The 24,074-nt window shown below is 29.6% G+C and carries 29 protein-coding genes and 2 tRNA genes; 16 read left to right on the forward strand and 15 right to left on the reverse strand.

Features of this window, described 5'->3' with window-relative positions:
- The first annotated feature begins 50 nt into the window (after positions 1-50).
- From ACIJYE_RS00330 to hisG, 12 genes are all read left to right on the forward strand, one after another.
- Positions 51-251 carry a hypothetical protein gene (locus ACIJYE_RS00330; protein ID WP_435090395.1) on the forward strand — a complete coding sequence of 67 codons (201 nt, stop codon included), beginning with the start codon at positions 51-53 and terminating at the stop codon, positions 249-251.
- Positions 252-348: 97 nt separating this feature from the next.
- On the forward strand, positions 349-903 hold the full coding sequence (gene dcd / locus ACIJYE_RS00335; RefSeq protein ID WP_435090397.1) for a dCTP deaminase: 555 nt from the start codon (positions 349-351) through the stop codon (positions 901-903).
- Positions 904-905: 2 nt separating this feature from the next.
- Positions 906-2,159 (forward strand): UDP-N-acetylglucosamine 1-carboxyvinyltransferase, encoded by a 1,254-nt coding sequence (gene murA, locus ACIJYE_RS00340; protein WP_435090399.1) that lies wholly within the window; start codon positions 906-908, stop codon positions 2,157-2,159.
- Complete coding sequence (locus tag ACIJYE_RS00345; RefSeq protein ID WP_435090401.1) at positions 2,159-2,557, forward strand: DUF2948 family protein; 399 nt, start codon at positions 2,159-2,161, stop codon at positions 2,555-2,557. The genes murA and ACIJYE_RS00345 overlap by 1 nt, the downstream gene beginning before the upstream one ends.
- Entirely contained in the window at positions 2,557-3,840 is a 1,284-nt protein-coding gene (hisD, locus tag ACIJYE_RS00350) for a histidinol dehydrogenase (RefSeq protein ID WP_435090402.1), read from the forward strand. The genes ACIJYE_RS00345 and hisD overlap by 1 nt, the downstream gene beginning before the upstream one ends.
- Positions 3,841-3,842: 2 nt before the next feature.
- Positions 3,843-4,058 carry a translation initiation factor IF-1 gene (infA, locus tag ACIJYE_RS00355; protein WP_023649077.1) on the forward strand — a complete coding sequence of 72 codons (216 nt, stop codon included), beginning with the start codon at positions 3,843-3,845 and terminating at the stop codon, positions 4,056-4,058.
- A 6-nt stretch (positions 4,059-4,064) separates the two neighbouring features.
- Positions 4,065-4,139 (forward strand) — tRNA-Phe (locus ACIJYE_RS00360).
- An 87-nt stretch (positions 4,140-4,226) separates the two neighbouring features.
- Positions 4,227-4,439: a cold-shock protein gene (locus tag ACIJYE_RS00365; RefSeq protein WP_435086149.1), complete on the forward strand. Its 213-nt coding sequence runs from the start codon at positions 4,227-4,229 to the stop codon at positions 4,437-4,439.
- 228 nt (positions 4,440-4,667) lie between these two features.
- Positions 4,668-4,742: transfer RNA gene (locus ACIJYE_RS00370), tRNA-His, on the forward strand.
- A 4-nt stretch (positions 4,743-4,746) separates the two neighbouring features.
- Positions 4,747-6,141 carry a histidine--tRNA ligase gene (gene hisS, locus ACIJYE_RS00375; protein WP_435090403.1) on the forward strand — a complete coding sequence of 465 codons (1,395 nt, stop codon included), beginning with the start codon at positions 4,747-4,749 and terminating at the stop codon, positions 6,139-6,141.
- Positions 6,119-7,171 carry an ATP phosphoribosyltransferase regulatory subunit gene (locus ACIJYE_RS00380; RefSeq protein WP_435090404.1) on the forward strand — a complete coding sequence of 351 codons (1,053 nt, stop codon included), beginning with the start codon at positions 6,119-6,121 and terminating at the stop codon, positions 7,169-7,171. The genes hisS and ACIJYE_RS00380 overlap by 23 nt, the downstream gene beginning before the upstream one ends.
- Positions 7,171-7,863, forward strand: a complete 693-nt coding sequence (gene hisG / locus ACIJYE_RS00385) for an ATP phosphoribosyltransferase (protein ID WP_435090406.1) — start codon at positions 7,171-7,173, stop codon at positions 7,861-7,863. Before ACIJYE_RS00380 ends, hisG begins: the two co-directional genes overlap by 1 nt.
- On the opposite strand, the gene ACIJYE_RS00390 is transcribed toward hisG, so the two are convergent.
- The gene (locus ACIJYE_RS00390; protein ID WP_435088517.1) at positions 7,846-7,977 is read right to left on the reverse strand and encodes a hypothetical protein; all 132 of its coding nucleotides are present in this window, start codon (positions 7,975-7,977) and stop codon (positions 7,846-7,848) included. The two genes, hisG and ACIJYE_RS00390, sit on opposite strands and share 18 nt — an antisense overlap.
- A 64-nt stretch (positions 7,978-8,041) precedes the next feature.
- Here ACIJYE_RS00390 and ACIJYE_RS00395 point away from each other — a divergent pair, with 64 nt between their 5' ends.
- The 4 genes from ACIJYE_RS00395 (at position 8,042) to ACIJYE_RS00410 (ending at position 11,690) form a co-directional block, all read left to right on the forward strand.
- Positions 8,042-9,139: a DNA recombination protein RmuC gene (locus tag ACIJYE_RS00395; protein ID WP_435088518.1), complete on the forward strand. Its 1,098-nt coding sequence runs from the start codon at positions 8,042-8,044 to the stop codon at positions 9,137-9,139.
- A gap of 37 nt (positions 9,140-9,176) precedes the next feature.
- Entirely contained in the window at positions 9,177-9,863 is a 687-nt protein-coding gene (locus ACIJYE_RS00400) for a hypothetical protein (RefSeq protein ID WP_435088519.1), read from the forward strand.
- Positions 9,860-11,305, forward strand: a complete 1,446-nt coding sequence (locus ACIJYE_RS00405) for an exonuclease domain-containing protein (protein WP_435090407.1) — start codon at positions 9,860-9,862, stop codon at positions 11,303-11,305. The genes ACIJYE_RS00400 and ACIJYE_RS00405 overlap by 4 nt, the downstream gene beginning before the upstream one ends.
- A gap of 67 nt (positions 11,306-11,372) precedes the next feature.
- Positions 11,373-11,690 (forward strand): thioredoxin family protein, encoded by a 318-nt coding sequence (locus tag ACIJYE_RS00410; RefSeq protein ID WP_028036230.1) that lies wholly within the window; start codon positions 11,373-11,375, stop codon positions 11,688-11,690.
- Here the strand turns inward: ACIJYE_RS00410 and ACIJYE_RS00415 are convergent.
- The 14 genes from ACIJYE_RS00415 to ACIJYE_RS00480 all read right to left on the reverse strand — a co-directional run bounded on the left by ACIJYE_RS00415 (position 11,687) and on the right by ACIJYE_RS00480 (position 24,064).
- Complete coding sequence (locus tag ACIJYE_RS00415) at positions 11,687-12,955, reverse strand: bifunctional folylpolyglutamate synthase/dihydrofolate synthase (protein WP_435090408.1); 1,269 nt, start codon at positions 12,953-12,955, stop codon at positions 11,687-11,689. The two genes, ACIJYE_RS00410 and ACIJYE_RS00415, sit on opposite strands and share 4 nt — an antisense overlap.
- Entirely contained in the window at positions 12,909-13,841 is a 933-nt protein-coding gene (locus tag ACIJYE_RS00420) for an acetyl-CoA carboxylase carboxyltransferase subunit beta (RefSeq protein ID WP_435090409.1), read from the reverse strand. The genes ACIJYE_RS00415 and ACIJYE_RS00420 overlap by 47 nt, the downstream gene beginning before the upstream one ends.
- 1 nt (position 13,842) lies before the next feature.
- Complete coding sequence (trpA, locus tag ACIJYE_RS00425; protein ID WP_435090411.1) at positions 13,843-14,646, reverse strand: tryptophan synthase subunit alpha; 804 nt, start codon at positions 14,644-14,646, stop codon at positions 13,843-13,845.
- Positions 14,639-15,832, reverse strand: coding sequence for a pyridoxal-phosphate dependent enzyme (locus tag ACIJYE_RS00430; RefSeq protein ID WP_435090412.1), 1,194 nt, complete (start codon positions 15,830-15,832; stop codon positions 14,639-14,641). Before ACIJYE_RS00430 ends, trpA begins: the two co-directional genes overlap by 8 nt.
- Before the next feature lie 9 nt (positions 15,833-15,841).
- A complete protein-coding gene (locus ACIJYE_RS00435) occupies positions 15,842-16,465 on the reverse strand; it encodes a phosphoribosylanthranilate isomerase (RefSeq protein ID WP_435090414.1) in 624 nt (207 codons plus the stop codon).
- Positions 16,462-17,154, reverse strand: coding sequence for an orotidine-5'-phosphate decarboxylase (gene pyrF / locus ACIJYE_RS00440; protein ID WP_435090416.1), 693 nt, complete (start codon positions 17,152-17,154; stop codon positions 16,462-16,464). Before pyrF ends, ACIJYE_RS00435 begins: the two co-directional genes overlap by 4 nt.
- Positions 17,144-17,434, reverse strand: coding sequence for an HU family DNA-binding protein (locus ACIJYE_RS00445; RefSeq protein WP_435090417.1), 291 nt, complete (start codon positions 17,432-17,434; stop codon positions 17,144-17,146). Before ACIJYE_RS00445 ends, pyrF begins: the two co-directional genes overlap by 11 nt.
- 10 nt (positions 17,435-17,444) lie before the next feature.
- Positions 17,445-19,172, reverse strand: a complete 1,728-nt coding sequence (locus ACIJYE_RS00450) for a S1 RNA-binding domain-containing protein (protein ID WP_435090418.1) — start codon at positions 19,170-19,172, stop codon at positions 17,445-17,447.
- Positions 19,159-19,827 (reverse strand): (d)CMP kinase, encoded by a 669-nt coding sequence (locus tag ACIJYE_RS00455; RefSeq protein WP_435090419.1) that lies wholly within the window; start codon positions 19,825-19,827, stop codon positions 19,159-19,161. The genes ACIJYE_RS00450 and ACIJYE_RS00455 overlap by 14 nt, the downstream gene beginning before the upstream one ends.
- A complete protein-coding gene (gene aroA / locus ACIJYE_RS00460; RefSeq protein WP_435090421.1) occupies positions 19,820-21,145 on the reverse strand; it encodes a 3-phosphoshikimate 1-carboxyvinyltransferase in 1,326 nt (441 codons plus the stop codon). The genes ACIJYE_RS00455 and aroA overlap by 8 nt, the downstream gene beginning before the upstream one ends.
- Before the next feature lie 253 nt (positions 21,146-21,398).
- Positions 21,399-21,926, reverse strand: coding sequence for an ATP-binding cassette domain-containing protein (locus tag ACIJYE_RS00465; RefSeq protein WP_435090423.1), 528 nt, complete (start codon positions 21,924-21,926; stop codon positions 21,399-21,401).
- Positions 21,913-22,071 carry a hypothetical protein gene (locus tag ACIJYE_RS00470; RefSeq protein WP_435090425.1) on the reverse strand — a complete coding sequence of 53 codons (159 nt, stop codon included), beginning with the start codon at positions 22,069-22,071 and terminating at the stop codon, positions 21,913-21,915. Before ACIJYE_RS00470 ends, ACIJYE_RS00465 begins: the two co-directional genes overlap by 14 nt.
- A gap of 413 nt (positions 22,072-22,484) precedes the next feature.
- Positions 22,485-23,453, reverse strand: a complete 969-nt coding sequence (locus ACIJYE_RS00475; protein ID WP_435090427.1) for a KpsF/GutQ family sugar-phosphate isomerase — start codon at positions 23,451-23,453, stop codon at positions 22,485-22,487.
- Positions 23,453-24,064, reverse strand: coding sequence for a ribonuclease D (locus ACIJYE_RS00480; protein WP_435090429.1), 612 nt, complete (start codon positions 24,062-24,064; stop codon positions 23,453-23,455). The genes ACIJYE_RS00475 and ACIJYE_RS00480 overlap by 1 nt, the downstream gene beginning before the upstream one ends.
- Between the last annotated feature and the right edge of the window lie 10 nt (positions 24,065-24,074).

Raw genomic sequence — 24,074 nt, forward strand, 5'->3', positions numbered from 1 at the left:
TGCCTTAATTTTTTGAACAATATGCTTTATATCTATGTGAGGAAAATTTTATGGGAATTCATTACGATTATAAATCTACTAAAGGAAATAAGCTTATGGAGAAGCAAGCTAAAAGAGAAAAGAAGCTTGCTGAAAAAAAGGCTAAACGTTTAGCTAAAGAAGGACCAAAAATAGAAGAACCTAAGCCAAAAACTTTAGACGCTTCAAAACCAATTACATTAGACTTTCTTACTAATCCAGACAAAGAATGAATTCTAAAGATAAAAATGAGTGTTTACGCTTAGCATTAAGAAAAAATTTAAAGAAAAGAAAACTTTTCCAAAAAAAAATGAAGAAGAAAAATAAATAATGTCAGTTCTTTCAGATAAATGGATTAGACAAATGTCAAAAGAACAAGGTATGATTTCTCCTTTTGAAGAAAAACAAGTTAGAGGTGATAGCATCTCTTATGGGCTATCCTCTTTTGGTTATGACGCAAGAGTTTCTGATGAATTTAAAATTTTTACTAATGTGAACTCAGAAATAGTTGATCCCAAAAATTTTAAACCAACAAACTTTGTTACAAAAAATGTATCAGAATGTATTATTCCACCAAATTCATTTGTACTAGCTAGAACAGTTGAAAAATTTAAAATTCCAGATGATGTATTGGTTATTTGTCTTGGTAAATCTACTTATGCAAGATGTGGAATTATTGTAAATGTTACGCCTCTAGAACCTGGTTGGGAAGGGTATGTAACACTTGAATTTTCAAACACCACACCTCTTCCTGCTAAGATATATGCAAATGAAGGCGTTGCTCAATTTATATTTTTAAAGGGAAATGAAAAACCAGAAGTGACTTATGCTGATCGTGATGGAAAGTATATGGGTCAAACTGGGGTAACATTACCTAAAGTTTAGTTATGCAAAAACTAGAAGTCTTTGGAGTTAGTAAGCTCAAAGGACAAATAAAAATATCAGGATCAAAAAATGCATCCTTACCAATTTTAGCTGCAACATTACTTTCAAGAAAAAAAATTTACTTAAAAAATTTACCAAGGGTAAAAGATATTGAGACGATGGTTAGTTTGTTACAATCCTTAGGATCTAAAATTAAATTTAATCAGAATAACTTGGTCATTGATAATATAAAACAAAGTAAAAGTTTTGCATCTTACAGTTTGGTTAAAACTATGAGAGCAGGTATTTTAGTTTTAGGACCTTTATTGGCAAAATTTGGTAAAGCTAAAGTATCCCTTCCAGGAGGTTGTGCGATTGGTACTAGACCTGTTAATATACATTTGGATGCTTTATCAAAGTTAGGAGCTAAATACAAAATTGTTCAAGGTTATGTGTATGCAACTGCACCGAAAGGATTAATTGGTAACAAAATTCGATTTTCAAAAATATCAGTTGGTGCTACAGAAAACTTAATAATTGCATCAAGTTTTGCTAAAGGAAAAACAGTTTTAAGTAATTGTGCAATTGAACCTGAAATAAAAGATTTAGTTAATTTTTTAAAAAACATGGGTTGTAATATTGAATGGACAAGCAAGCGTTCAATTAAAATTGAAGGAGTATCAGAGGTAAAGGAAATTACTTATCCAGTCATGTTTGATAGAATTGAAGCTGGAACCTATTTAGTTGCAGCAGCTGTAACAGCAGGAAATTTAAAGATAAAAAATATTGTCCCAAAAATAATCCAAACAGAAATTAATACTTTAAAGAAAATAGGTGCAAAAATTAATGTTAAGAAAGACGAAGTTCATATTATTGGCAATAAAAAGATTAAAAGTATGAATATTAAAACAGCACCATATCCTGGTTTCCCAACTGATTTACAGGCACAGATAATGGTGTTGTTGTGTAAAGCCAACAAACAATCTGTGATTAAAGAAGATATTTTTGAAAATAGATTTATGCATGTGGCTGAATTGAATAGAATGGGTGCTAAAATTTCAACTGCTGGTAATACAGCTAAAGTAGCTGGCAACATTAATTTTGCAGCAGCTGAATTAATGGCAACAGACTTAAGAGCTTCTGTTTCATTAATTCTTGCAGCATTAACAGCAAAAGGAAAATCAGTGATTAATAGAATTTATCATCTTGACCGTGGATATGAAAATATAGAAAAGAAACTAAAAAAGGTTGGAGCAAAAATTAGAAGAGTTAATTAATGGATAAGAAATATTTAGCAAAAATTATAGCTTCGGATAATGAAGGTTTACAAATGATTTCAGCATGTACTGCTGGAGCAAAAGTTAAAGTTTCAGATATAAAATACCTAGCAGAAAATAAAGTTTTCTTGATATCGATTGAGAGAACCAAAATTGAAACTGATCAGGAAGATAAGAAAATTAACAGCATTTGTAGGTTTGATTGCGTAGATAAAGTTAAATCTAAAAATATAGATCAAAAAAATGAAGATTTAGTTTTAGAATTAATTGCAATAGATTATCTAAAAAATAAAGATGATTATGAGATTAATTTAATTTTCAACAATAATGCTCACATTGCTTTGACTACAGAAACAATTGAAGTAAGACTGGAAGATCAAAACGAAATCAAAGATTAATGAAAATATTAAATAGTAATAGTAAAAATTTTAATAAAAACTTAGATAGTTTGCTTTTACAAAGAAAGAAAAAAGTACAATCTAATTCAGTTTCAGTTTCAGGTATTATTAATGATGTAATAAAAAATGGAGATAAAGCTTTAGTAAAATATGAAAAAAAATTTAATCAAAACACTGTAATTATTCCTTCTCAAAAACAGATTTCTAATTCAATAAAATCACTTGATAAAAAAGTGAAGCAAGCAATTGATATTGCCTATAATAGAATTTACAAATTTCATTCACTTCAAAAATTTAAGAATATCGCTTACGTAGATAAGTATAAAAATAAACTTGAGTATAAATATATTCCCTTAGAATCTGTTGCAATTTATGTGCCTGGCTCAACAGCTTCATATCCATCTAGTGTATTAATGAATGCTATCCCAGCAATTGTTGCAGGAGTTAAAAGAGTTGTGATGATTAATCCAGGATTTAAAGGAAAACAAAATGCAGCAGTATTATATGCAGCACGTAAATGTAAAATTAAAGAAATTTATTCAATAGGTGGACCTTCTGCAATTGCAGCAGCAGCTTATGGAACAAAGAAAATAAATAAAGTTAATAAAATAGTAGGCCCTGGTAATGCTTATGTAGCAGCTGCTAAAAAAGAGGTTTTTGGTGATGTTGGAATTGAGGGAATGACTGCAGGCCCTTCAGAAGTCACTATTGTAAGTGATAAATTTTCAAATCCAGAATGGGTTGCAAGTGATTTAATCGGACAAGCAGAACATGATAATCTTGCTCAATGTATATTAATTTCAAAAGATAAATCCTTAATTGATAAAGTTAAAAATGAAATCTCTAAACAATTAAAGGAAATTCCAAGATCTTCTATTGCAAGACAAAGCTTATCAAACAATGGGATTTTAATGCATATTAGTTCAGATAAAAAAATAATTGATGTGGTGAATAAAATAGCCCCTGAGCACTTAGAACTAAACATTAAAAATTATAATTCTTTTGTGCCAAAAATTAAAAACTCAGGATCTATTTGTCTTGGAAAATATGCTGTAATGGCAATGACAGACTATAATGTTGGTTCAAACCACATATTGCCAACCAATGGTTCAGCAAAATATTCAAGTGGAGTAAGTGTGAATGAATTTTATAAACGGATTTCTTATATAAACTTATCTAAAAAGGGTATTGAAAGTCTTGGTCCTTCAGTTATAACACTTGCAAATTATGAAGGATTAGCGGGACATGCTCAATCTGTTAAAAAAAGAATTAGGAGAAAATAAAATTGTCTAAACAAGATTTGCTTGAATTTAAAGGAAAGGTCATGGATCTACTTCCAAACGCAATGTTTAGAGTTAAGCTGGAGAATGGGCATACGGTTACAGCCCACACTGCTGGTAAGTTAAGAAAAAATAGAATTAGAGTATTGCAAGGGGATAACGTGACTGTAGAGATGACACCTTATGACCTTACAAAAGGCAGAATAATCTTTAGAGGTTAATTTTTTGCCTCGGTAGCTCAGGAGTAGAGCAGAGCCCTGAAAAGGCTTGTGTCGGAGGTGCGAATCCTTCCCGAGGCACCACCATCATCAACTTTTTTCATCTTGAAATTATTAAAAAATCAAATTAGCTTTATAAAATAATAAATAACATAGGGACTAAGAAATAAGATGAGCACACTAACTGGTAAAATTAAATGGTATAACGGAGCAAAGGGCTATGGTTTCATCGAAAGAGATGACAAAGAAAAAGATGCCTTTGTTCATGCATCAGCAGTAAAAGAAGCTGGAATGAGATATCTAAATGAAGGTGATAAACTTGAGTTTTCACTTGAGGATGGTCCAAAGGGGCCTTCTGCAGTTAATCTAAAAAAAATAGACTAATATTAAAAATATTGCAAAGGGCGTTAAATCTTTAAAATTGATTAACGTCCTTTTTTAATTAAAGCCTTGAATAATCATATTTTTTGTCTAAAAGACTGCTCATGATTATAAATATTACATATAGAGAGACTTCAAGAAGTACTCATAGAATTTGTTTCCATAGCCTGTAGGCTATTTATTTATAATATAATTTTTAATCCACACAAAAATAATATAAAAACAAGGAATGCCTGGGTGGTGTAACGGTTAGCACGAAAGTTTGTGGAACTTTAAGTTTGAGTTCGATTCTCAGCCCGGGTACCAAAAAATGAATAAAGAAAATAAATTAGTACCTGGGTTACCTTCAGGTTTTGAAGATCGTTGGGATAAAAAACTTCTTCTCAAAAAAAAGCTATTAAAAGCTATTGAGAATAATTTTATCAAGTTTGGAGCAGAAGCTCTTGAAACCCCTTCGTTTGAAATTAGTGAAAATATAGGATCTTTTCTTGCAGAAGACGAAGCTAATCCTATGTCTGATGTATTCTCATTTCAAGATGGTGAAAAAAGCATCACTCTTAGATACGATCTATCAAGTCCACTTGCAAGATTTGTTGCTCAAAACAATCAAGAGCTACCTTCTATTTATAAACGTTATGCTATTCAAAATGTATTTCGTAACGAGAAAGCTGGAAATGGCCGTTACAGGGAATTTATGCAGGCTGATTTTGATATTGTTGGAAATGTTAATTCTGCACAAGCAAATGCTGAACTTTGTAACTTAATATCAAGCACATTATCAGATTGTAGCCTAAACAAAGATCAATTCACAATAAATGTGAGTAATAGAAAAATAGTTCAAGGCTTAATTGATGAATTAAAAATCTCTGAAGAAAAACAAACTAAAGTCATTAGAGCAATTGATAAACTAGACAAACCTGGTTTTGGATTAAAAGGAGTTGAGGATTTACTCAAAAAAGAGAGAAAAGACCAAAGTGGAGCTATCACCAAAGGTGCAGAATTATCAGATGATCAAGCTGAACAAATATTAAATTTTTTAAAAATAAAAGATTTAAAAGAATTAAAAGAAACTCTAAAAAATCCATTATCTCAAGAAGGTATAAGTGAATTAGAAAATGTATTTGAAATACTTGGATATGGATCAAACTTAAATCAAGTTAAGACAAATTTTACAATTGTAAGAGGCTTAGCTTATTACTCAGATTTTATTGTAGAGACCAACTTAAATTTTAAAGTCACAAACAACAAAGGTAAAGAAGTAAATATTGGAAGCATATGTTCAGGTGGAGCTTATGCAAAATTAATATCAAGATTTAGAGGAGTTGATATTCCAGGAACAGGAATAAGTTTTGGTGTAGATAGATTGCTATTTGCTTTAATGCAGTTAGATCAAATTAAGGTTGAGGATCAAAAACCAGTTTTGGTTTGTGTCATGAATCAAAAATATTTGAAGAATTATTATGAATTAGTTGATCAATTAAGAGACAATAATATTAATGCTGAAATTTTTTTAGATAGTAAAAAAAATCTAGGTAAGCAATTAACCTTTGCAAATAAACGTGAATTACCAGTTGCAATTATTTGTGGAGAAAACGAGTTTAATGATAACACTGTAACCATTAAGAACCTTCGAGGTGTTAAGGGTGAAAACAACCAAACAATTCCAAAAGCTGATTTAATTAATGAAGTCAAAAAACTTATCTGAAAATATCCTTAGATCGGTAAAATCTAAAGGATTTAAGTATATAGATTTACCCTCTGTAATTGAGGCTAATCACATTGTTCAAAGATCAGGTGAAAACTTTAGAAAGTTTATTTTCTCTTTCATTGATCAAAATGGTAGTGAGCTTTGCTTAAGACCCGACTTAACTATTGCATCATGTCTTAGATATTTAGAGAATAATTTGAAAGGCAAAGAGAAGATTTTTTATAGCGGTCAGGCTTATAGAAAATCACAAAACAAAAAAGACTCTATAATTAGAGACCAAGTTGGATTTGAGATCATAGGATCCAAGGATGAAAAGAATGATGACAAAGAAATCATAAATACTTCTCTAAAATCTTTACAAAATATTAAATATACCTCAGGCACATTAACAATAGGCAATGTTGAAATCTTTAATTTGTTAATTTCAAAACTAGATATCCCAAAACGTTGGAAGTTAAGATTATCAAGGCATTTTTGGAGAGAGAGATATTTTAATGATCTATTAAAAAGATTAGAAACTAATTCAGATGTAGATCCAACTATCGTTGAGATTGATAAAAAACGATATTTTAAAATGTTAAAAGAAGATCTATCTAAAGTTATCGCAGGAAGGTCAATTAACGAAATTTTAAAAAGATTTGATAATAAAATCAGAGACCCAAGAGGAGCCAGCAAAGGCAAAAATGTATCAAAGATTATAAAAGAGTTTCTTAAAATTAAATGCCCGATTAATAAAGCTGCAAATGAACTGAATAAATTTTTTAAAAAAAATAAGATTAATTTATTAGTAGACCAAAAATATTTTCCAACTTCAGAGAATAAAATTTCAAAACTTAATGTTGTCTTCTCTGCTTCATTTGGACGACAATTAGAATACTACACAGGAATGGTATTTAAAATTGACATTAAATCTAAGTCAAAGAACATAAATATAATTAATGGTGGAAGATACGATAAATTAATTTCTGATCTTGGCTCTAAAAATCAAGTAGCTGCAGTAGGAGCTGCTTTAAATTTAAATTACTAATGAAAAAAAATATAATTAATATTGGTATTCCAAGTAAAGGTAGACTTAGAAAAGATATTTTAAAAATATTTAAAAAAAATAAATTAGATCTGATATCTGAACGAGGAGAAAGAGATTTATTAGGATCAATAAAACAATTAAAGAATATTAAAGTTTTATATCTCCATGCCAGAGAAATAGTTGAAAGACTTGGAGATGGCTCATTAGATCTTGGTTTTTCAGGATACGATTTATTAAAAGAGAGTGAAGTAAATATTCAAAATAAAATTAATGTATCTAAAAGATATGATTTTGGAAAAGCAACTTTAGTTGTGGCTGTGCCAGATCCTTGGATTGATGTTCAAACAGTTGCAGATTTAGAAGAAATTGCATTTGAATTTAAAGATAAAAAGAAGAAAAGATTAAGAGTAGCAACTAAATATCCAAACCTAACTAGAGAGTTTTTATTTTCAAAAGGGGTTACTCAATTTAAACTAGTAGGAAGTTTAGGGGCAACAGAAGCTTATCCTTTTACAGGATCAAGTGAGATAATTACAGATATAACGTCAACCGGTGAAACTTTAAAAGCTAACAATCTTCGTATTTTAAAAGATGGTGAGATTTTAGAGTCTGTAGCTTGTATGATGACATCAAAATCATCTACAAAAAAACTAGAAGTTAAAAGGTTAATTGGATTACTTTCTAAGAATTAAGTCTTTCCAATAAATTAAAATAATCTTAATAATATCAAGGTTTCTAGCAACAGCATAAAGTGCTACAACAGCCCCAATAATAAATACAATTTTTAATATTAAGAATAATTCCATCGGATAAATTTTAAATATTTTAATATATTAATCAAATTTTCATATAAAATAAAATAATAGAATCATGGATATAATTTTAATCTCATTGTTAGTTTTACTAGTAGGAATTGCTTCGGTAATTCTTTATTTAAATTTAAGATCCAAGCCTAAAGACGAGAATGAAAATAAGGAAGCTGAAGAGATAGCTAATTTAAAGACTGAAATACAAAGTTTAAAAGACACCTTAAACAATACTATTAATACCTCGCTGGGTTCAATGTCGACTTCATTTAACAACTTATCTACTGGTGTTACTAAAGATATGACAGAGGCTTTGACTAAAGTTGACGAAAAAGTTGGAAATTTTAATAGTCAGGTTGAATTATTAAATAAAAGCCAAGAGAGTATAACTAAAATTTTAGCTGGTGTTAAAAAGTATGGAACTCTTGCTGAGTTCAGTTTGGATGCTTTGATTAAAGATTTATTACCAGCGACTCAATTTATGACCAATGTAAAGATGAAAGAGGACACAAGTGAAAATGTTGAATTTGCAATTAAGCTTCAAGGCGATGTTTTAGTTCCAGTTGATAGTCATTTTCCAGTTGAAAAATTCAAAGCAATTACCGATGGTCATGACGCGCAAGACAAAAAAGCTGTTGCAGATGCTAGAGCAAAATTGGCCACTGCTTTTAAAGCTAAAGCTAAAAGTGTTAATGAAAAGTATATTGTTCCACCAAAAACTACAGATTTTGCAATTGTATACGCTCCAACAGAAAGCTTATACAAAGAATTAACTGAATACCAAGATCCAAGCACTAAAGAGTTATTAACTCAAGAATTAATGAAAAAACATAAAGTAGTAATCTGTGGACCTAATACGCTTTCAGCTTACCTGCAATCTTTGCATATGGGATTTCAATCACTAAAAGTTCAAAAAGGTGCAACAGAAATTTATAATCATTTAAAAACAATAAGTTCAAGATTTGGAAAACATTTTGAAAACATAGTTTCTCTTAGAAAAAAATTAGAAGAGGCCATGTCTGTTGTGGATAAGTTTGGAACAGACGCAAGATCAATTACTAGAACACTTGAAAGTATTAAAGATCCTGAACAACTTGAAAAAGCAGTCCAAACAGAAAATGTAGAAAAATTTGTTGATCGTTCAAAACAAGCAAATAATTAATTTCTTTTTTTCTAAAATAGCGAATATAAGAAATCACATGGAGTGGAATAATAAATATATTTATCCAAAATCAACTAGATCAATAGTAGATGGCTCAAGGCATTACTCTGTAAATGAAGAAAGATTACCTTCAGTGACAACTATTTTAAAAGCAACTGAGTCTGAGGAAAAAAAAGCATCTCTTCAAGCTTGGAAGCAAAGAGTAGGTCATAAGCAAGCAGCAATTATTACTCAAGAAGCAAGCAGTAGAGGTAGTTCGATGCATGAGTACTTGGAAAAATTTTTGCTTGGAAAGTTAAATTTAGATTTACTAGGAGATAATACTAGAGAGCGAATGATGGCTGATCAAATCATTGAAAATGGTTTAAGAAATAAATTGGATGAAATTTGGGGCTGTGAAGCAACATTATATTACCCAGGTAAATATGCAGGAGCTGCAGACTGTGTTGGTGTCTATGAAAATAAAGAGACAATTATAGATTTTAAACAAAGTAATAAGCCCAAAAAAGATGAGTGGATTGACGATTACTATTTGCAATGTAGTGCTTATGCTTTAGCACATGATACTGTACATGGATCTAATATCACTCAGGCTGTTATTTTACTTTGTACAAAAGACAATATGTTTCAAAGGTTTTTAATAGATGGTGAAAGATTAAAAGATTATCAAAATAAATTTTTAGAAAAAGTTGAACAATTTTATGCACAAAGGAGAGCAAATTGAATTACGTAGTATGGGATATTGAAACAGATTCTGCTCAAACAGATTGGGCAACTATTATTGAAATAGGTGGAATATTATTAGACGAAAACTTTAAAGAACTAGAGCGTTTTTCAGCAAGATGTAGACTACCCCAAGATAGAGTTCCAAGTGCTACCGCTCTTTGTATTAATAAATCAAATGTCGATTTATTGACCAAAGGCAATCTAAGTCATTACGAAATGTTAACTCAGGTGGAACAAAAATTTAGAGAATGGTCACCTGCAACCTTTTTAGGATATTCAAGTATTAACTTTGATGATGAGGTAATTAGAAAAGAATTTTTTAAATCTTTAAGAAAGCCATATTTAACAAATACTGAGGGAAATGTCCGTCATGATGCTTTAAATATTGTTAGAGCAGCATTTGCAATCGATGACGATGTTTTAAAAACAGAATTAAATCCTAAAGGAAATAAATCAATGAAGCTAGAGTCTTTAGCGAGATTAAATGGTTTCGAGTCTGCTGGTGCTCACTCCGCATTATTTGATACTGAACTTACTGTTAAAGTTTTAGATTTAATTAAACAAAAACAACCAACACTGTGGCAAGAATATTTTAAAACAAGCAGTAAAGTTATTGTTGAGAATATGATCAAGCAGGAAAAAATATTTACATTAAATGAGTATTTCTATGGAACAAGCCGATTGTACTTATGTGCACCACTACATCCAAATGCTTGCATGCATCCAGTGTATAAATGGGGTCAAGCGGTAGATCTTAGAGTTGATGTTGAAGCTATTCAGAAATTAAATTACGAAGACTTAAAAAAAGAGATGAAAAAATCTCCTAAGTTTTTAAGAACTATTAGATCAAATAAAGCACCAATCATTTTAGATCAAAGTTTTGGAATGAAAGTTGAGCCTTATAGTAAACTAGATCCAAATCTTATTAAAAAAAGGGCTGAGTTAGTTAAAACTAACGAAAAGTTTTCACAAGATATTTGTAATATTTTAAGAGAAGCCGCAGAAGAGAAAATGGAAATTTCTTCACAAGAAGATATTGAACCAGAAGAATCTATTTATTCTGGAGGATTTACCTCTGCTAAAGACCAAGCTTTATTTCCTAAATTTCATACTGGTGACTGGAAACAAAAATTTGCATTATTAGATAAGTTTGATGATCAAAGACTTGTTACGTTTGGCCATGGATTGATATTTAATGAGGCACCTGAAATTTTACCTAAAGAAATTCATAAAAAAATTAAACGTCGAATAGCTTCAAGAATTTTAAGTACCAATAAAGAGAAATGGTGGACAATTTCTGCCTTTTATTCAGAATGCGATGAGATTAGAGAAAATGAAGACAAGATGTTCTCCTTCAAAACAGTAGATGAAAAGCTGAAATTTCTTGATGGAATTAATGATTATGTGATGAATTTAGAGCAAAAGTATTCAGACGCGTAATTTAATAAATCAAAAAAAGTTTACTTTTGCCCATTGAATAATCAATTGAATCAATTATATCAGATATATGCTTAATGATTTTAAAGACGACGATTTTGATAGTAAAATAAAAAACGAAGATATTTCAGTTATTCAGTTCAGTGCTGCTTGGTGTGGACCTTGCAAAGCACTTGTTCCTGTAATGACCAAGCTTTCGGACGAATATAAAGATAAAGCTGGTTTCTATTATGCAGACATTGAAGATGGTGGAATTAATACTGGAAGTGCTGCAGGGATTAGAGGTGTACCGACAGTTATAATCTACAAAAAAGGTGTTGAAGTAGACAGAAAAGTTGGTGGAGTTCCTGAAAGTCACATGAAAGAATTTTTAGATAAAAATATCTAATTTAAATTCAATACTTCCCCAGCAAGATATAATGATCCTGTAATAAGTATTATGTCGTTCTCCTTAACAGGGATTGATTTAATAGCTTCTTCTATGCTTTCTTTGTAATTAATGTTTTTAAAGCTATTAAGCTTATCTTTAAGCTCTTTACCTTTGATTGAATTAGGTTGATTAGGGATATCAATAGTGGTCAAGGTTGTAATATCCTTAAAGTAACTCATATATTCATTATGATCTTTGTTAGCCATCATCCCAAGAATAATATGTTTGTTACAATTTAAACTTTCCAAGTATTCATTTAACACTTTTGCACCTAAAGGATTATGAGATCCATCAACAAAAAGCTGATGAGCTTTAACAAGCTCTTTAAGGTTGCCAGATTTAATCTCTTGTAATCTTGCAATACTATTTATTTTTGTAATTCCTTTTTGAATGTGATCATCTTTTATATCAAAATCTTTTAAAGTTCTTAGAGTTGCTATAGCTGTTGAGACATTCTCTAATTGAAATTGACCTTTTACATTTGGCATTGGTAACTTTATTCCTCCAAATCGATCTTCATAATAAAAGAAGTCATTTTCTTTCATGGTAAAGCTATAATCTTCATTATAAAAAATTTTGTTCGAACTATTACTTGAGATTGTCTTTTTGATATGGTTTGTAATTTCTCTATCACTTTGTTTAGCTATAATAATATTTGAATTTAAAAGAGTTGAAGTTTTCTCATAAATAATTTTTTCAACAGTTTGTTCGTTCTCAGGTAACCAATCTAAATGATCAAGACCAATTGAGGTTATTATACTTGCTAGATTATTCTTTAAAATATTAGTAGCGTCAAACCTATGAAATAGGCCAGTTTCTATTAAATTTATATTATCTGGATATTGAGAAGCTTTTAAAAAATAAGCTGCAGTTAATATTTCAAAAAAAGTAATTGGCTCATTATTGTTGGCATTTTCAATTTCTTCAAATAATTTTGCTAATTCTTCATCGTTAAGTTCTTCATTATTAAAAACAAACCTTTCATTGATACTTTTTATATGAGGGCTTGTGTAGATATTACATTTAATATTAGCTTCTTTTAAAACAGCAAACATTGCTTGGATTGTTGAATACTTGCCGTTTGTGCCAACAATTGAAATTGCTTTTATTTTATCTTGGGGATTTCCTAATCTTTTACAGAGATCTTGAATACGATCTAAACTTAGATCTATTTCTTTAGGATGCAGCTCTTGTAAGCGATTGACTATCTTCTGTAGTTTCATTTTGTTCAGAACTTATAACAGAATTTTTCTTCAACAATATTGATAATAAAGTTCCAATTTTGGATCGCAGATCTTTACGTTCTACTATTACATCAACAAAACCAGTTTTTTCAACATACTCACTTTTTTGAAATCCATCAGGTAATTCCTCTTTAACAGTACCTTGAATAACTCTAGCACCAGCAAATGCTATTAATGCACCAGGTTCTGCAATATGAATATCACCCAACATTGCATAAGAAGCTGTAATACCACCCGCTGTAGGATCGGTGATGCATACTAAATAAGGTAAACCATTTTTCTTTAATTCATTGATTGCAAGGGTTGTTCTGGTCATTTGAGATAATGAAATTAAACTTTCCATCATTCTCATTCCACCACCAGCGCTAATACATATAAAAGGAGTTTTATTTTCTATAGCATGTTGAATGCCATATAAAAAAGCTTCTCCCTCAGCTGCAGCAATTGAAGCACCTAGAAAGTCAAAATCTGATGCTACTGCTGTAATCTTAATATTATTGATAGTTCCACAAGCTACCATCATTCCACATTCCATTCCTGTTTTTTTACGAGCACTTTTTAATCTATCTTTATAAGATTTAGAATCAGTCCAGTTTAAAGGATCATCTTTTGGAATTGGTGTTTTAAATACTTCATAGTTGTTTTTGCCAAATAAAATATCAAATCTTTGGCTGGGTTTAATTCTATGATGTTTGTTGCAATCGGGACAAACCCATAAGTTTTGCTCTAAATCTTTTTTAAGAATTGGACCTCTACAACAACTTGTCCAATCACTTTTTGCAATATCATCTTTAGAGGCTCTTTCATGAATGGCAGTTTTAATCTTCTCACCTGCCTTGATTATTTTAGTTATCCAATTGACCATATTAATTTAATTCTTTCGTAAATTTTTTTACTAAATTGCCTAAACTTTGTGGTAAATCTTTGTTCTTAATATTATCTTGAATATATTTCACAAATGCTGATCCTACAATAACGCCATTACAACCACTATTTGCCATTTTTTTAGCATCTTCAGGACTCTTAATTCCAAATCCAGAACAAATAGGGATGTCAGTTAAATTTCTGATTCTTTTTACAAAATTTGCAACATCAGTTTCGTTTGCTGATTTAACTCCTGTTACACCCGAAACATTGACCTGGTACAAAAATCCAGAGGCTATATTAATAATATCCTTTAGTCTGTTATCATCGGTGGTAGGAGCAGCTAGTTTAATAAGTGATAATTCATTTTTATTTAGAGCTTCTCTTAGTTGATTTTCTTCTTTCAGCTCATGAGGGGCATCCACAACTAAAACAGCATCAGCACCAGCCACCTTAATATCATCTACAAAGTTTGAAATAGGGTACTTGTATAAATTAGCAATATAGCCCATCAATACAATTCCTACATCTTGATTATAATCTCTTATATCCTTAACTAGTTTAATAATATTATTAAGATTATCTCCATTGTTCAATACATGGTCATGAGCAGCTTTAATTATAGGTCCTTCTGCACTTGCTTCAGATGTGCAGTATCCTATTTCCAATATTGACACCCCATTATCAATTGCTTGCTTAATCAACTCTAAACTTATTTTTGGAGTTGGGTAGCAGCCTACAAAATAAGAAACTAATTTTGTTTTAGGAGTAGGTGACTTAAAAATTTTATCTAATCGTTCACTCAAAATCTTTACCAATATGTTCTTGAATTGTGTCTAAATCTTTTTCACCTCTGCCGCAAAGGCTAAGGCATATAATATAATCTTTAGGCTTATCTTTTGCTTGTCTAAAAATGATTTCAGCAGCACCTGCCATAGGTTCTAAAGCTGAACAAATCCCTTCTGTTTGTGCAATCATTTTATATGCATCTAGCATTTCTTGATCAGTTGCAGATGAGTAGCTAACAGCTTTTTGATCTTTTAAATATGAATGCATAGGTCCAACTGAAAAATATGTTATTCCAGCACCCAAACTCATTCCACCTAAAGATTTAGCACCATCATCAGTTTGCAACATATAAGTTTTCATACCCTGCATAATTCCTGGTGTACCATTTGATAATGCAGCAGTTTCTGCTGCTTCCACTCCTATTTTTATAACACTAGGTTCATCTAAGAATTCATAAATAGCTCCTGCAAAATTTGAACCACCTCCAACACATCCCACAATCATATCTGGAATTTTTCCTTCTTGCTCTATTGATTGTTCTCTTATTTCTTTTCCAATAATACTTTGAGCGAATGCAACTAGTTTAGGAAAGGGTGCTGATGATACAGCAGACCCACATATGTAAGCATAATCTGGATTACTAGACCAAATTTTAATTGCAGATGTAATAGCTTCTTTAAGAGTACCAGGAACCGTTTCTAATTTTGCACCATAATGTTTTGCTTTGATGATATTTTGATTAACTCTCTTTACATCAACGTCACCCATTACACCTATTAGAGGCATATTGAATTTTGCAGCAACTGCAGCTGTCGCACTATAATGTTGTCCAGCTCCAGACTCACAAATTAAATGAGTTTTACCCATTCTTTTTGCAAGCAAGACCTGAAATAGACTGTTATTGATTTTATGACTTCCAGTATGATTTAAATGTTCTTGCTTAAATAAAATTTTTGCACCACCTAATTTTTTTGTTAGATTTTCTGCATAATACAATGGTGAAGGTCTTCCAATGTAGTGTTTACAATAATAAGCATATTCATCTAAAAAATCCTTATCTTTAACAGCTTCTTCAAACCCTTTACTTAATTCATGAAGTGCTGGCATAAGTGTTTCACCAACTGCCATTCCACCCATAGCAGCATCACCTTCGCCGTAATAACCCAATTCATCTGGACCTGTTTTTAACGAATTTTTTTTCATAGATAATTTTTAAGAATTTATATTATGGACTGTATTTAAAAACTTATCAATTTTATTTATATCCTTAATACCTTTTTCTGACTCTAAATTGCCACTGACATCTATCAAAAAAGGCTTATCTTTAAAATTATTTAAATCATCAGTTTTGATGTCCCCAGCAACCATAATTGGCTTTGAACTATTTATATTGTCTAAAAAATTATGATTAAAAGGCTTAGTTTTTTCATAACCTTTAGAGTCAAAAAGTAATATGTCAGAAATATCTTCAAAATTTTTGTACTTATTAACGTCATCTTGATTAGAAACTGTAAGAGCTGAAATAATCTTTTTATTATACTTTTGCTTAATTTCTATTATTTCTTTAGGCGTGCAGTCATAAATTTGATAATAATCAAAAGGAAGGTGTTTAATTTTTTCTAAAATATCTTCATCAGGCTTTACAAGAACAGCTACAAAATTAGATTTCTTTTTATCTAAAGTTAACAATTCGTTTAACTTTCCAACCTCAACATATCTTGAGCTTTTTTTGTAATTACAAATAAAACCAATATATTGAGGTGGGAAGGGATGATTTATTATAAAATCAAGAGTATTGAGATCTGAGATCCCACAGATTTTAGACCCATTGATCATTTATTTAAGTGATCAATTAATCTTTGAATATTATTTTTGATATTTCCTTTAATTAACGATCTTCCCATTACAATGCCAGATACTTTATTCTTAAAAGCATCATTAGGAGTCATTACTCTTGACTGATCATTAGTGCTATCTCCAGGCAATCTTATTCCAGGAGTTACAATAAATAAATTTTTATATTTCGTTCGGACTATTTTTGCTTCCTGTGCAGAGCAAACGATACCATCACAACCTGATTTTTTTATCAAACCAGCTTGTTTTAATACTAATTGCTCTACAGACCTTGTGTGTCCTATCTCATTAAGTGATTTGTTATTAAGACTTGTAAGAATTGTAACTCCAAGCACTTTTAAATCTTTATTGATTGATCTAGTTTTTTTTTTTATAACCTTTAACATTTCAAGACCACCATTTGCATGCACAGTCATATATTTACATTTTTTTAGATCTTTTAAACTATCTACTGCAGATAAAGCTGTTTGTGGAATATCGTTAATTTTTAAATCAAGCCAAAAGTCTTTTTTAAATTTTTCTAAAAATTTCCTTCCATTTTTAGAATAAAAAAATTGTAAACCAAATTTTGGTATAACCTTGAGTTTGTTTGTCTGAGTTTGTTTTATAATTTTTTTTATTTCACTTAAATTGGAAGTATCACATGCAACAAAAATATTTTTATTTTTCATTGTTCAATTTTTTAAACAAATCTTTTGACATTTTAAAGTGAATTGTTTTTTTTTCTGGTGTATTGACTTTTTCACCAGTTTTGGGATTTCGCGATATCCTAGCTTTCTGGATGTTTGTCAAAAAAACGCCAAATCCTCTAAGTTCAACTCGGTCACCTCTTTTAAGGGCATTTTTAATTTCACTTAAAATTATATTGGTAAACTTTTCAAGGTCTTTTTTAAGAAAATTTGGATAGTTATTCGAGAGTTGTTTTAAAAGCTTTGATTTTACAATAGCCAATTTAAATCTTCTATTCTTTGTCTTCTTCTTTTTTCTTTAAATCATCAGAAAGTGATGAAAATGGTAAATTTTTACCCGAACCTTCAGATCCATATTTATCTAATGCTTCTTTCTTTTCAATCTCCTCTAAGAGCTTTATACTTAAAGTTACTTTTCTTTTATCTAGGTCAATATCTGCTATTGCACAGTCAAGTTTTTCACCACCTGTCCATCTAGTTGGCCTTGCATCTGCAGCATTTATTGCAATTGCTGCTTTTTTAATCTGAAAGTCCATTTCACAGCCTTCTGGTCTTACAACCAAACCCTTATTATCAGTAGATACAACTTTAACAGTTATAGTCTGATTTTTATTCTTATCTTTGAACCAATCAAATGGATCAGCTTGTGTTTGTCTTAAGCCAACTCTAATTTTCTGTTCTGAAGCTTTAATTTCTAAAATTTTAACTTTGATTTTGTCACCTTTTTTATATTTTGCCAATTCTTCTTCGTTATTATTTAAATAAGTTAAATCATTGCAATGTAAAAAAGCATCTACATCTATATCTTCAATTTTAACAAATAGAGAGTATTCATTTTTGTTAACCACCTCTCCTTCAGCTATAGTTCCAATTGGGTATTTAGTTTCAAATGTTTCAAATGGATTTTCTTGAGTTAATTTATGTGAAATTGCAACTCGTCTTTTTTCTTTATCTATTTCAGTAATAACACAGTCTATTTCGTCACCAATTTTAAACATTTTTTTAGCTGATAAATTCTTCTTAGACCAACTTAGCTCACTTGTGTGAAGCAAAGTTGTAAGCCCTGGCTCTAATTCGCAGAATGCACCAAAGTCCATTAACTTAACAACTTTAACTTTATAAATTTTATTTAACTCGTAGTTTTCAATATGCTCAAAAGGATCTGGGGATAGTTGTTTTATAGAACAGCCAACTTGTAGTTTTTCTTTATCTACAGTAATTACCTTTAAATCATGTTTTTCACCAATATTAAAAACTTCATCTGGATGATTTACTCTTGAATATGAAATTTCCTGCAAGTGAACCAAAACGTCAAGTTCATCATTAACGTTAAAGAAACATCCAAAAGAGCTATAGCCTTTTACTTCCGCACCCTTTATGATATCTCCAACATTATATTTTTCAATAATTTTAGCTTTATCTTCTTTTTTAAATGAAGAAATTATTTCTCTTCTAGAAACACAGGCATTACCTCTAATTTTGTCTAATTTTATTAAAGCAAATTTTTGAGGTTCATTCATTAAATGACTAATGTCTTTTAATGGTTTGTCACTAATTTGCGATCCAGGTAAAAACATAAGAGAACCTGTATCGATGTGCTCAACGATACATCCCCCTTTACATTTAGATGTGATTTTACCCATAATTGGTTCTTTTTTTTCGTAAGCTTCAACAAGCTTGTCCCAACCTTTAATTTTTTGAGCTTTGCTAGCAGAAACTAGAACTTCACCATTTTTATCTTCAATTTTTTCTAATAATACCGATATAGTTTCACCTACTTTTATTTTTTCACCAAGTCCCATACTTTTTAGCTCATTAACATCAAGTACTGGCTCACTCTTTAAACCTTCTACAAATAAGAAAACAAATTTTTCAGTAACTTTATTAATCTTACCTTCTATGATTTTACCTTCTTCAATTTGGATTTTAGAGAGTTGGCTATTAAGTAATTTTTCGAATTCTTGTGACGCTGGATTTGATAGATCTTTATAAATTTCCATTAAGTATTAGTTTCCTGTCTATAATTTTTTTAATTTTTAAAAAACACGCTCTTTTAGTAAGTTTCGATGTATTTAGCAACACCGAATCTTTGGTTTTCTTTAATGGCGAAATTTTTCTATTATAGTCACTTTTATCGCGTTTTTGGATGCTTTTTAGTACATCTTGATATGAAATTTTTTTATTTATGCTCTTTAGCTCTTTATATCTTCTTAATGCTCTTGTTTTTACATTAGCTGTTATAAAAAATTTACAGTCTGCATCTGGAATAATATTATAAGTAATGTCTCTTCCATCAAGACAAGAACCTTTATATTTTCTAGGTGGATTGTAAGCCAAATTTAATTGGAAAGAGTGCACAAGTTTTCTTGTGCTTTTAACTTTAGATATAATAGAGGCCTCTGTGCCAACTTCATCTGATAGCAGCGCTTTATTTGTGAGATCCTTAACTTTTAGAGATTTAATTTTTGATTTTATAAATTTTTGATTATATTTTTTTGGAAATTTTATTTTAAAATAAGCTATCATTCTATAAATTTTTCCGGTGTCTAAATAAAAAAGATTATAGTGCTTAGATATATTTTTTGCTAGAGTGCCTGCTCCTGCTGCTGCGGGAGAGTCAATTGCGATTTTTAAAATATTTTTTCTCTTAATCATTATTTTTTAAGTCATTTATTATATTTAAAAAGTTAGGAAAAGATGTTTTAATAGAATCCGAATCGTGAATTCTCCATTTGCCTCCAAAACTCAAGGCAGCAATTATACTTGTCATGAAAACTCTATGATCTTTTAAGTAATCTTTAATTATGATGTTTTTATTAACATCTAAATTTGGATTGCCAAATATCTTAATAGAACTTTTGGTTGTGATTGTTTTGATGCCCATTTTATTAAGAATTTTTGCTCCCCATTCTAGTCGTGGACTTTCTTTTTGATTTAATTCTGCTAAATCTTTAAAATAAGATATTCCTTTTGCTTTAGCTGCAACCAAAAAAATAACCAAAAATTCATCTATAGCTCCACTATTTAATTTAATTGGACAATTAATTGCTTTCAGGGAGTTGGTTGACTTGATTTGAATATCTGCTTTTTTTTCTCCTTTATAAATTTTTTTATTTTTAAAAATTATTTTTGCTCCCATTTTTTTTAAAATTGTAATCACTCCAATTCTTGATTGGTTAACATTGATATTCTTAATTAATAATTTTGAGTTTTTAGAAAGGGTAGTAAGCACAATAAAAAAAGCACTTGAGCTTATGTCGGAGGGAATTTCATAATTTAAGGCTTGTATTTTTTTTACTTGGTTAACTTTTATAAGATCATAATTTTTTTTATTTTTTACATTGATTGGTAATTTTAAGTGTTTTAACAGTAACTCTGTATGGTTTCTTGATTTTTTAGCTTTAATTATTGTTGAGCCTTTTACTCTCATACCTCCAAAAATTACTGCACTTTTACACTGTGCAGAACCTTTATCTTCTTCATAATAAAAAGGTTTTAAGTTCTTTGACCCATAAATAGTTAATGGTAAGTTTCTATTTTTCTTTAACTTAAATTTAGCTCCAAATTTTGTTAATGGATCTGAAATTCTTTTAAAATCTCTTTTAGATAAACTCTTATCACCAATTAGTTTTATGGGGTAGGGTGTGTTAATTAGTAATCCAAGTATTAGTCTTCCTAGTGTTCCAGAATTTTTTGCATTTATTTTAAGATTTTTTTTATAATTATATCCATTGATACCTCTGCCATGAATTTCACAAAAATTTTTATGCAGGTTAACTTTGATACCTAATTTTTTAATAGCTGCGATTGCAGCAGTTACATCTTCAGACATTAATAAATTTTTTGCTCTTGAAGTGCCATCAGCAAGAGATGAAAGTAAAACCCATCTAATACTTAAACTTTTGTCTCCACTTACATTTATTATCTTATTATAATTTTTGATTTTCTTATCTATGATGATTGTTTTTGTCATTTAAATTAGCTTATTTTAAATGAGTCACCAAAGTAAGCATTTTGGGCCTTGATATTCTTAATTAAGCTGGACGGGGATCCATGAGCTACAATTTTACAGTTACTTAATATCATTGCAACATCTACGCAAGCCAGCAAATCTCTAGCCTGATGATCACATATACAAATTGTAATTTGGTTTTCTTGTTGTAGATTTACTATTATTTCTTGTATCATTTTAATAGTTAAAATATCAAGCGCAGCAAAACATTCATCTAGCAGAAGTACTCTAGGTTCACTAAGTAAGGCCAAAGCAATAACAAGCTTTTTTTTTGTCCACCAGATAAAAAATTAGCTTTAATACTTTTTATATTCTCAAGTTCAAATTTTGAAGTTAGATAATCAATTCGATCATTCATTAAATTTTTATTTTCAATTACAATTTCGCCAATAGCTTTTAAATTATCTGCCAGTGATAAATCACCAAAGTAGCCACCATATTGAGGGACATATCCTATTTTAAACATCTTAGTTCTCAAGTAAACAGGATAGCTGTTAACTTCTTTACCATTAATCTTAATCTTGCCAGAACTTGGTGTAATTAATCCTGTTAAAAGATTGAAAATTGTAGATTTACCAACTCCATTTGGTCCCAACATACCAAATATTTCTGATTCATTGATCTTAAAATTAATGTTATCTAAGATTAATCTATTTCCATAAGAAAGTGATACATTTTCAAATTCAATAATTGGATTTTTGTTTTTAAATGATTTAATTCGAAATTTTTTAATTATTCCCATTTTCTTTTTTTTTCTTTATAGAAACTTTATTGTTATTGTCATACATAAAAAATTTTGTATCTTTGGTTTCAATATTTATTTCAATTACATCAGTTTTAAGAGTATTTTCTGCATCAGTATAAATTACGTTTCTAGATATAATCATTAAATTTCTTAAAATAGAGAAATCTAAATATCCTCCCTTTATTTGATTTTGTAAATAATTAATTATTACATTTTGAGAGAAAATTGTATCGAAATTGATGGTATTATATTTTCCAAAATCTGAGGATATTAATATTTTATTTGCATTTTTTAGTTTGATAGTCCCATTTACATTTTTTAAAAATATGATGTTGCTGTTATTAATATCAATTTCACCTTCATCAGCAGTAATAATATATTGATTACCCTTGGAGTCTTTTGAAGAGTATTTAACATTTTCAATAATATTTGCGCTATAAGTTTTTTCGTTTTGGCTAATTTGATCGACTAAAGTGTTTTTTTTTTATAAAAAATTTTGAAGAAAGATAAAAATAAAATAATTATTACAACTACTGCAATTGTTATTTTTTTCATTTAGGAAATATTGGATTGCAAAATATTATGAATGTGAATCACGCCTATTGTTTTGTATTTATTTTTTTTTTCATGAACAAGTAAAGAGGTAATTTTTTTATTATTCATGATAGATAGCGCTTTTACAGCAAGTATATTTTTGTTAACACTTACGGGGTTTTTAGTCATTATATCGCTGGCATTTTTTAAGTGCATATTAATTTTTTTTTCATTATACCTTCTAACTTCACCATCTGTAATAATTCCAATAGTTTTATTTTGTTTATTTTTAATAATTAAAAAACCTAACTTTTTATTGCTCAATATATTTAGTGCTTTTTTCATTTTTAATTTTTCATTAATAAATGGAATTTTTTTTCCTGTTAACATTATATCTTCTACTGTTTTTAATTGAGTTCCAAGACTACCAGAAGGGTGTATTTTTTTAAAATCTAACTTAGTGAATCTTTTATATTGCATAGAAGAAATTGCTAAAGCATCACCGAGAGCAAGTTGTGAAGTTGTGCTTGCTGTTGGAATTATACCACCAGCTTCTTTTGTTTGAGGTATTAAAAGTTTAATATTGGAAGCTTTATATAAAATTGAGTCTTTTTTTGATACAATTCCTATCAACAATATTTTATTTCGATTTGCATAACTAATTATATTTTTAAGTTCTTCTGTTTGTCCGGAATAACTTATTAGAATTAAAATATCTTTTTTTGAAATACTTCCAAGATCCCCGTGCGAGGAGTCACTTGCAGATAGACTGAATGCAGGAGTGCCAACTGACGAAAGAGTAGCTGCAATTTTTGAGGCTATAAGTCCACTTTTTCCAACACCACATAAAATTACCTTAGATTGGCACTTAGCAATTTGAATTACAGCTTCATTGAATTGATTATTAATATTTTTTTTTAGTTTTTGTAATGCTTGTATTTCAAGAGTGATAACTTCTTTAGCAATAGATATAAATTTTTTTTTACTCATTAATGTGACCAAATATCGTCTTTAAATAGAGCTAAATCAAGATCAACTCTTGTTTTTAAAAATTTTAGACAATCCTGATATAATTTAATTCTATTTTCTCTCTCTAAAATTTTATTGAGTTCCTCATGAATTTTGTGCAAATATATTACGTCATTAGCACAGTACTTAAGTTGGGCAGGAGAGAGCTCACCTCCAAAATCAGAACTTTGAAATTGTTTACTAACATCCACATTTGCAAATTCTTTGATAAGTGTTTTCAAAGAATGACTATCAGAATATGATCTTGCTAGTTTTGAAGCAATTTTAGTATCCAAAATATTGTTTGTATCTGTTTTTAAGTAATACTTAATATGCGCTAAATCTGCTCTTCCATAGTGAAAAATTTTAGTAATACTGACATCTTCAAGTAATTTAGCTAAATTAGGGGCATTATAATTTTTTCTATCAAATTGAACTATATGAGCATCTGAATTGCCTGAAGATACTTGTATAAGGCAGAGAGGGTCACGTCTAACATTTAGGCCCATAAACTCTCCATCTATAGCTAATACATTGCCTAATTTCAAATCATCTGGTAAATCATTTTTGTGAAGTTTAATATTATTATTCATTTCTAAACAT

Source organism: Candidatus Pelagibacter bacterium nBUS_30 (assembly GCF_051201245.1).
GTDB lineage: Bacteria > Pseudomonadota > Alphaproteobacteria > Pelagibacterales > Pelagibacteraceae > Pelagibacter.

Excerpts from the sequence above, each read along its gene's own strand:
- ACIJYE_RS00345 (WP_435090401.1), top strand. The coding sequence starts at position 2,159 with ATGGATAAGAAATATTTAGCAAAAATTATAGCTTCGGATAATGAAGGT.
- ACIJYE_RS00470 (WP_435090425.1), bottom strand. The coding sequence starts at position 22,071 with ATGATTATATCTAGAAACGTAATTTATACTGATGCAGAAAATACTCTT.
- ACIJYE_RS00415 (WP_435090408.1), bottom strand. The coding sequence starts at position 12,955 with ATGAAACTACAGAAGATAGTCAATCGCTTACAAGAGCTGCATCCTAAA.
- ACIJYE_RS00410 (WP_028036230.1), top strand. The coding sequence starts at position 11,373 with ATGCTTAATGATTTTAAAGACGACGATTTTGATAGTAAAATAAAAAAC.
- ACIJYE_RS00465 (WP_435090423.1), bottom strand. The coding sequence starts at position 21,926 with ATGGGAATAATTAAAAAATTTCGAATTAAATCATTTAAAAACAAAAAT.
- ACIJYE_RS00330 (WP_435090395.1), top strand. The coding sequence starts at position 51 with ATGGGAATTCATTACGATTATAAATCTACTAAAGGAAATAAGCTTATG.
- hisG (WP_435090406.1), top strand. The coding sequence starts at position 7,171 with ATGAAAAAAAATATAATTAATATTGGTATTCCAAGTAAAGGTAGACTT.
- ACIJYE_RS00480 (WP_435090429.1), bottom strand. The coding sequence starts at position 24,064 with ATGAATAATAATATTAAACTTCACAAAAATGATTTACCAGATGATTTG.
- ACIJYE_RS00380 (WP_435090404.1), top strand. The coding sequence starts at position 6,119 with ATGAAGTCAAAAAACTTATCTGAAAATATCCTTAGATCGGTAAAATCT.
- ACIJYE_RS00420 (WP_435090409.1), bottom strand. The coding sequence starts at position 13,841 with ATGGTCAATTGGATAACTAAAATAATCAAGGCAGGTGAGAAGATTAAA.
- ACIJYE_RS00400 (WP_435088519.1), top strand. The coding sequence starts at position 9,177 with ATGGAGTGGAATAATAAATATATTTATCCAAAATCAACTAGATCAATA.
- ACIJYE_RS00435 (WP_435090414.1), bottom strand. The coding sequence starts at position 16,465 with ATGATCAATGGGTCTAAAATCTGTGGGATCTCAGATCTCAATACTCTT.
- ACIJYE_RS00450 (WP_435090418.1), bottom strand. The coding sequence starts at position 19,172 with ATGGAAATTTATAAAGATCTATCAAATCCAGCGTCACAAGAATTCGAA.
- aroA (WP_435090421.1), bottom strand. The coding sequence starts at position 21,145 with ATGACAAAAACAATCATCATAGATAAGAAAATCAAAAATTATAATAAG.
- dcd (WP_435090397.1), top strand. The coding sequence starts at position 349 with ATGTCAGTTCTTTCAGATAAATGGATTAGACAAATGTCAAAAGAACAA.
- pyrF (WP_435090416.1), bottom strand. The coding sequence starts at position 17,154 with ATGAAAAATAAAAATATTTTTGTTGCATGTGATACTTCCAATTTAAGT.
- hisS (WP_435090403.1), top strand. The coding sequence starts at position 4,747 with ATGAATAAAGAAAATAAATTAGTACCTGGGTTACCTTCAGGTTTTGAA.
- ACIJYE_RS00475 (WP_435090427.1), bottom strand. The coding sequence starts at position 23,453 with ATGAGTAAAAAAAAATTTATATCTATTGCTAAAGAAGTTATCACTCTT.
- murA (WP_435090399.1), top strand. The coding sequence starts at position 906 with ATGCAAAAACTAGAAGTCTTTGGAGTTAGTAAGCTCAAAGGACAAATA.
- hisD (WP_435090402.1), top strand. The coding sequence starts at position 2,557 with ATGAAAATATTAAATAGTAATAGTAAAAATTTTAATAAAAACTTAGAT.
- ACIJYE_RS00455 (WP_435090419.1), bottom strand. The coding sequence starts at position 19,827 with ATGATTAAGAGAAAAAATATTTTAAAAATCGCAATTGACTCTCCCGCA.
- ACIJYE_RS00430 (WP_435090412.1), bottom strand. The coding sequence starts at position 15,832 with ATGAAAAAAAATTCGTTAAAAACAGGTCCAGATGAATTGGGTTATTAC.
- ACIJYE_RS00390 (WP_435088517.1), bottom strand. The coding sequence starts at position 7,977 with ATGGAATTATTCTTAATATTAAAAATTGTATTTATTATTGGGGCTGTT.
- ACIJYE_RS00395 (WP_435088518.1), top strand. The coding sequence starts at position 8,042 with ATGGATATAATTTTAATCTCATTGTTAGTTTTACTAGTAGGAATTGCT.
- ACIJYE_RS00365 (WP_435086149.1), top strand. The coding sequence starts at position 4,227 with ATGAGCACACTAACTGGTAAAATTAAATGGTATAACGGAGCAAAGGGC.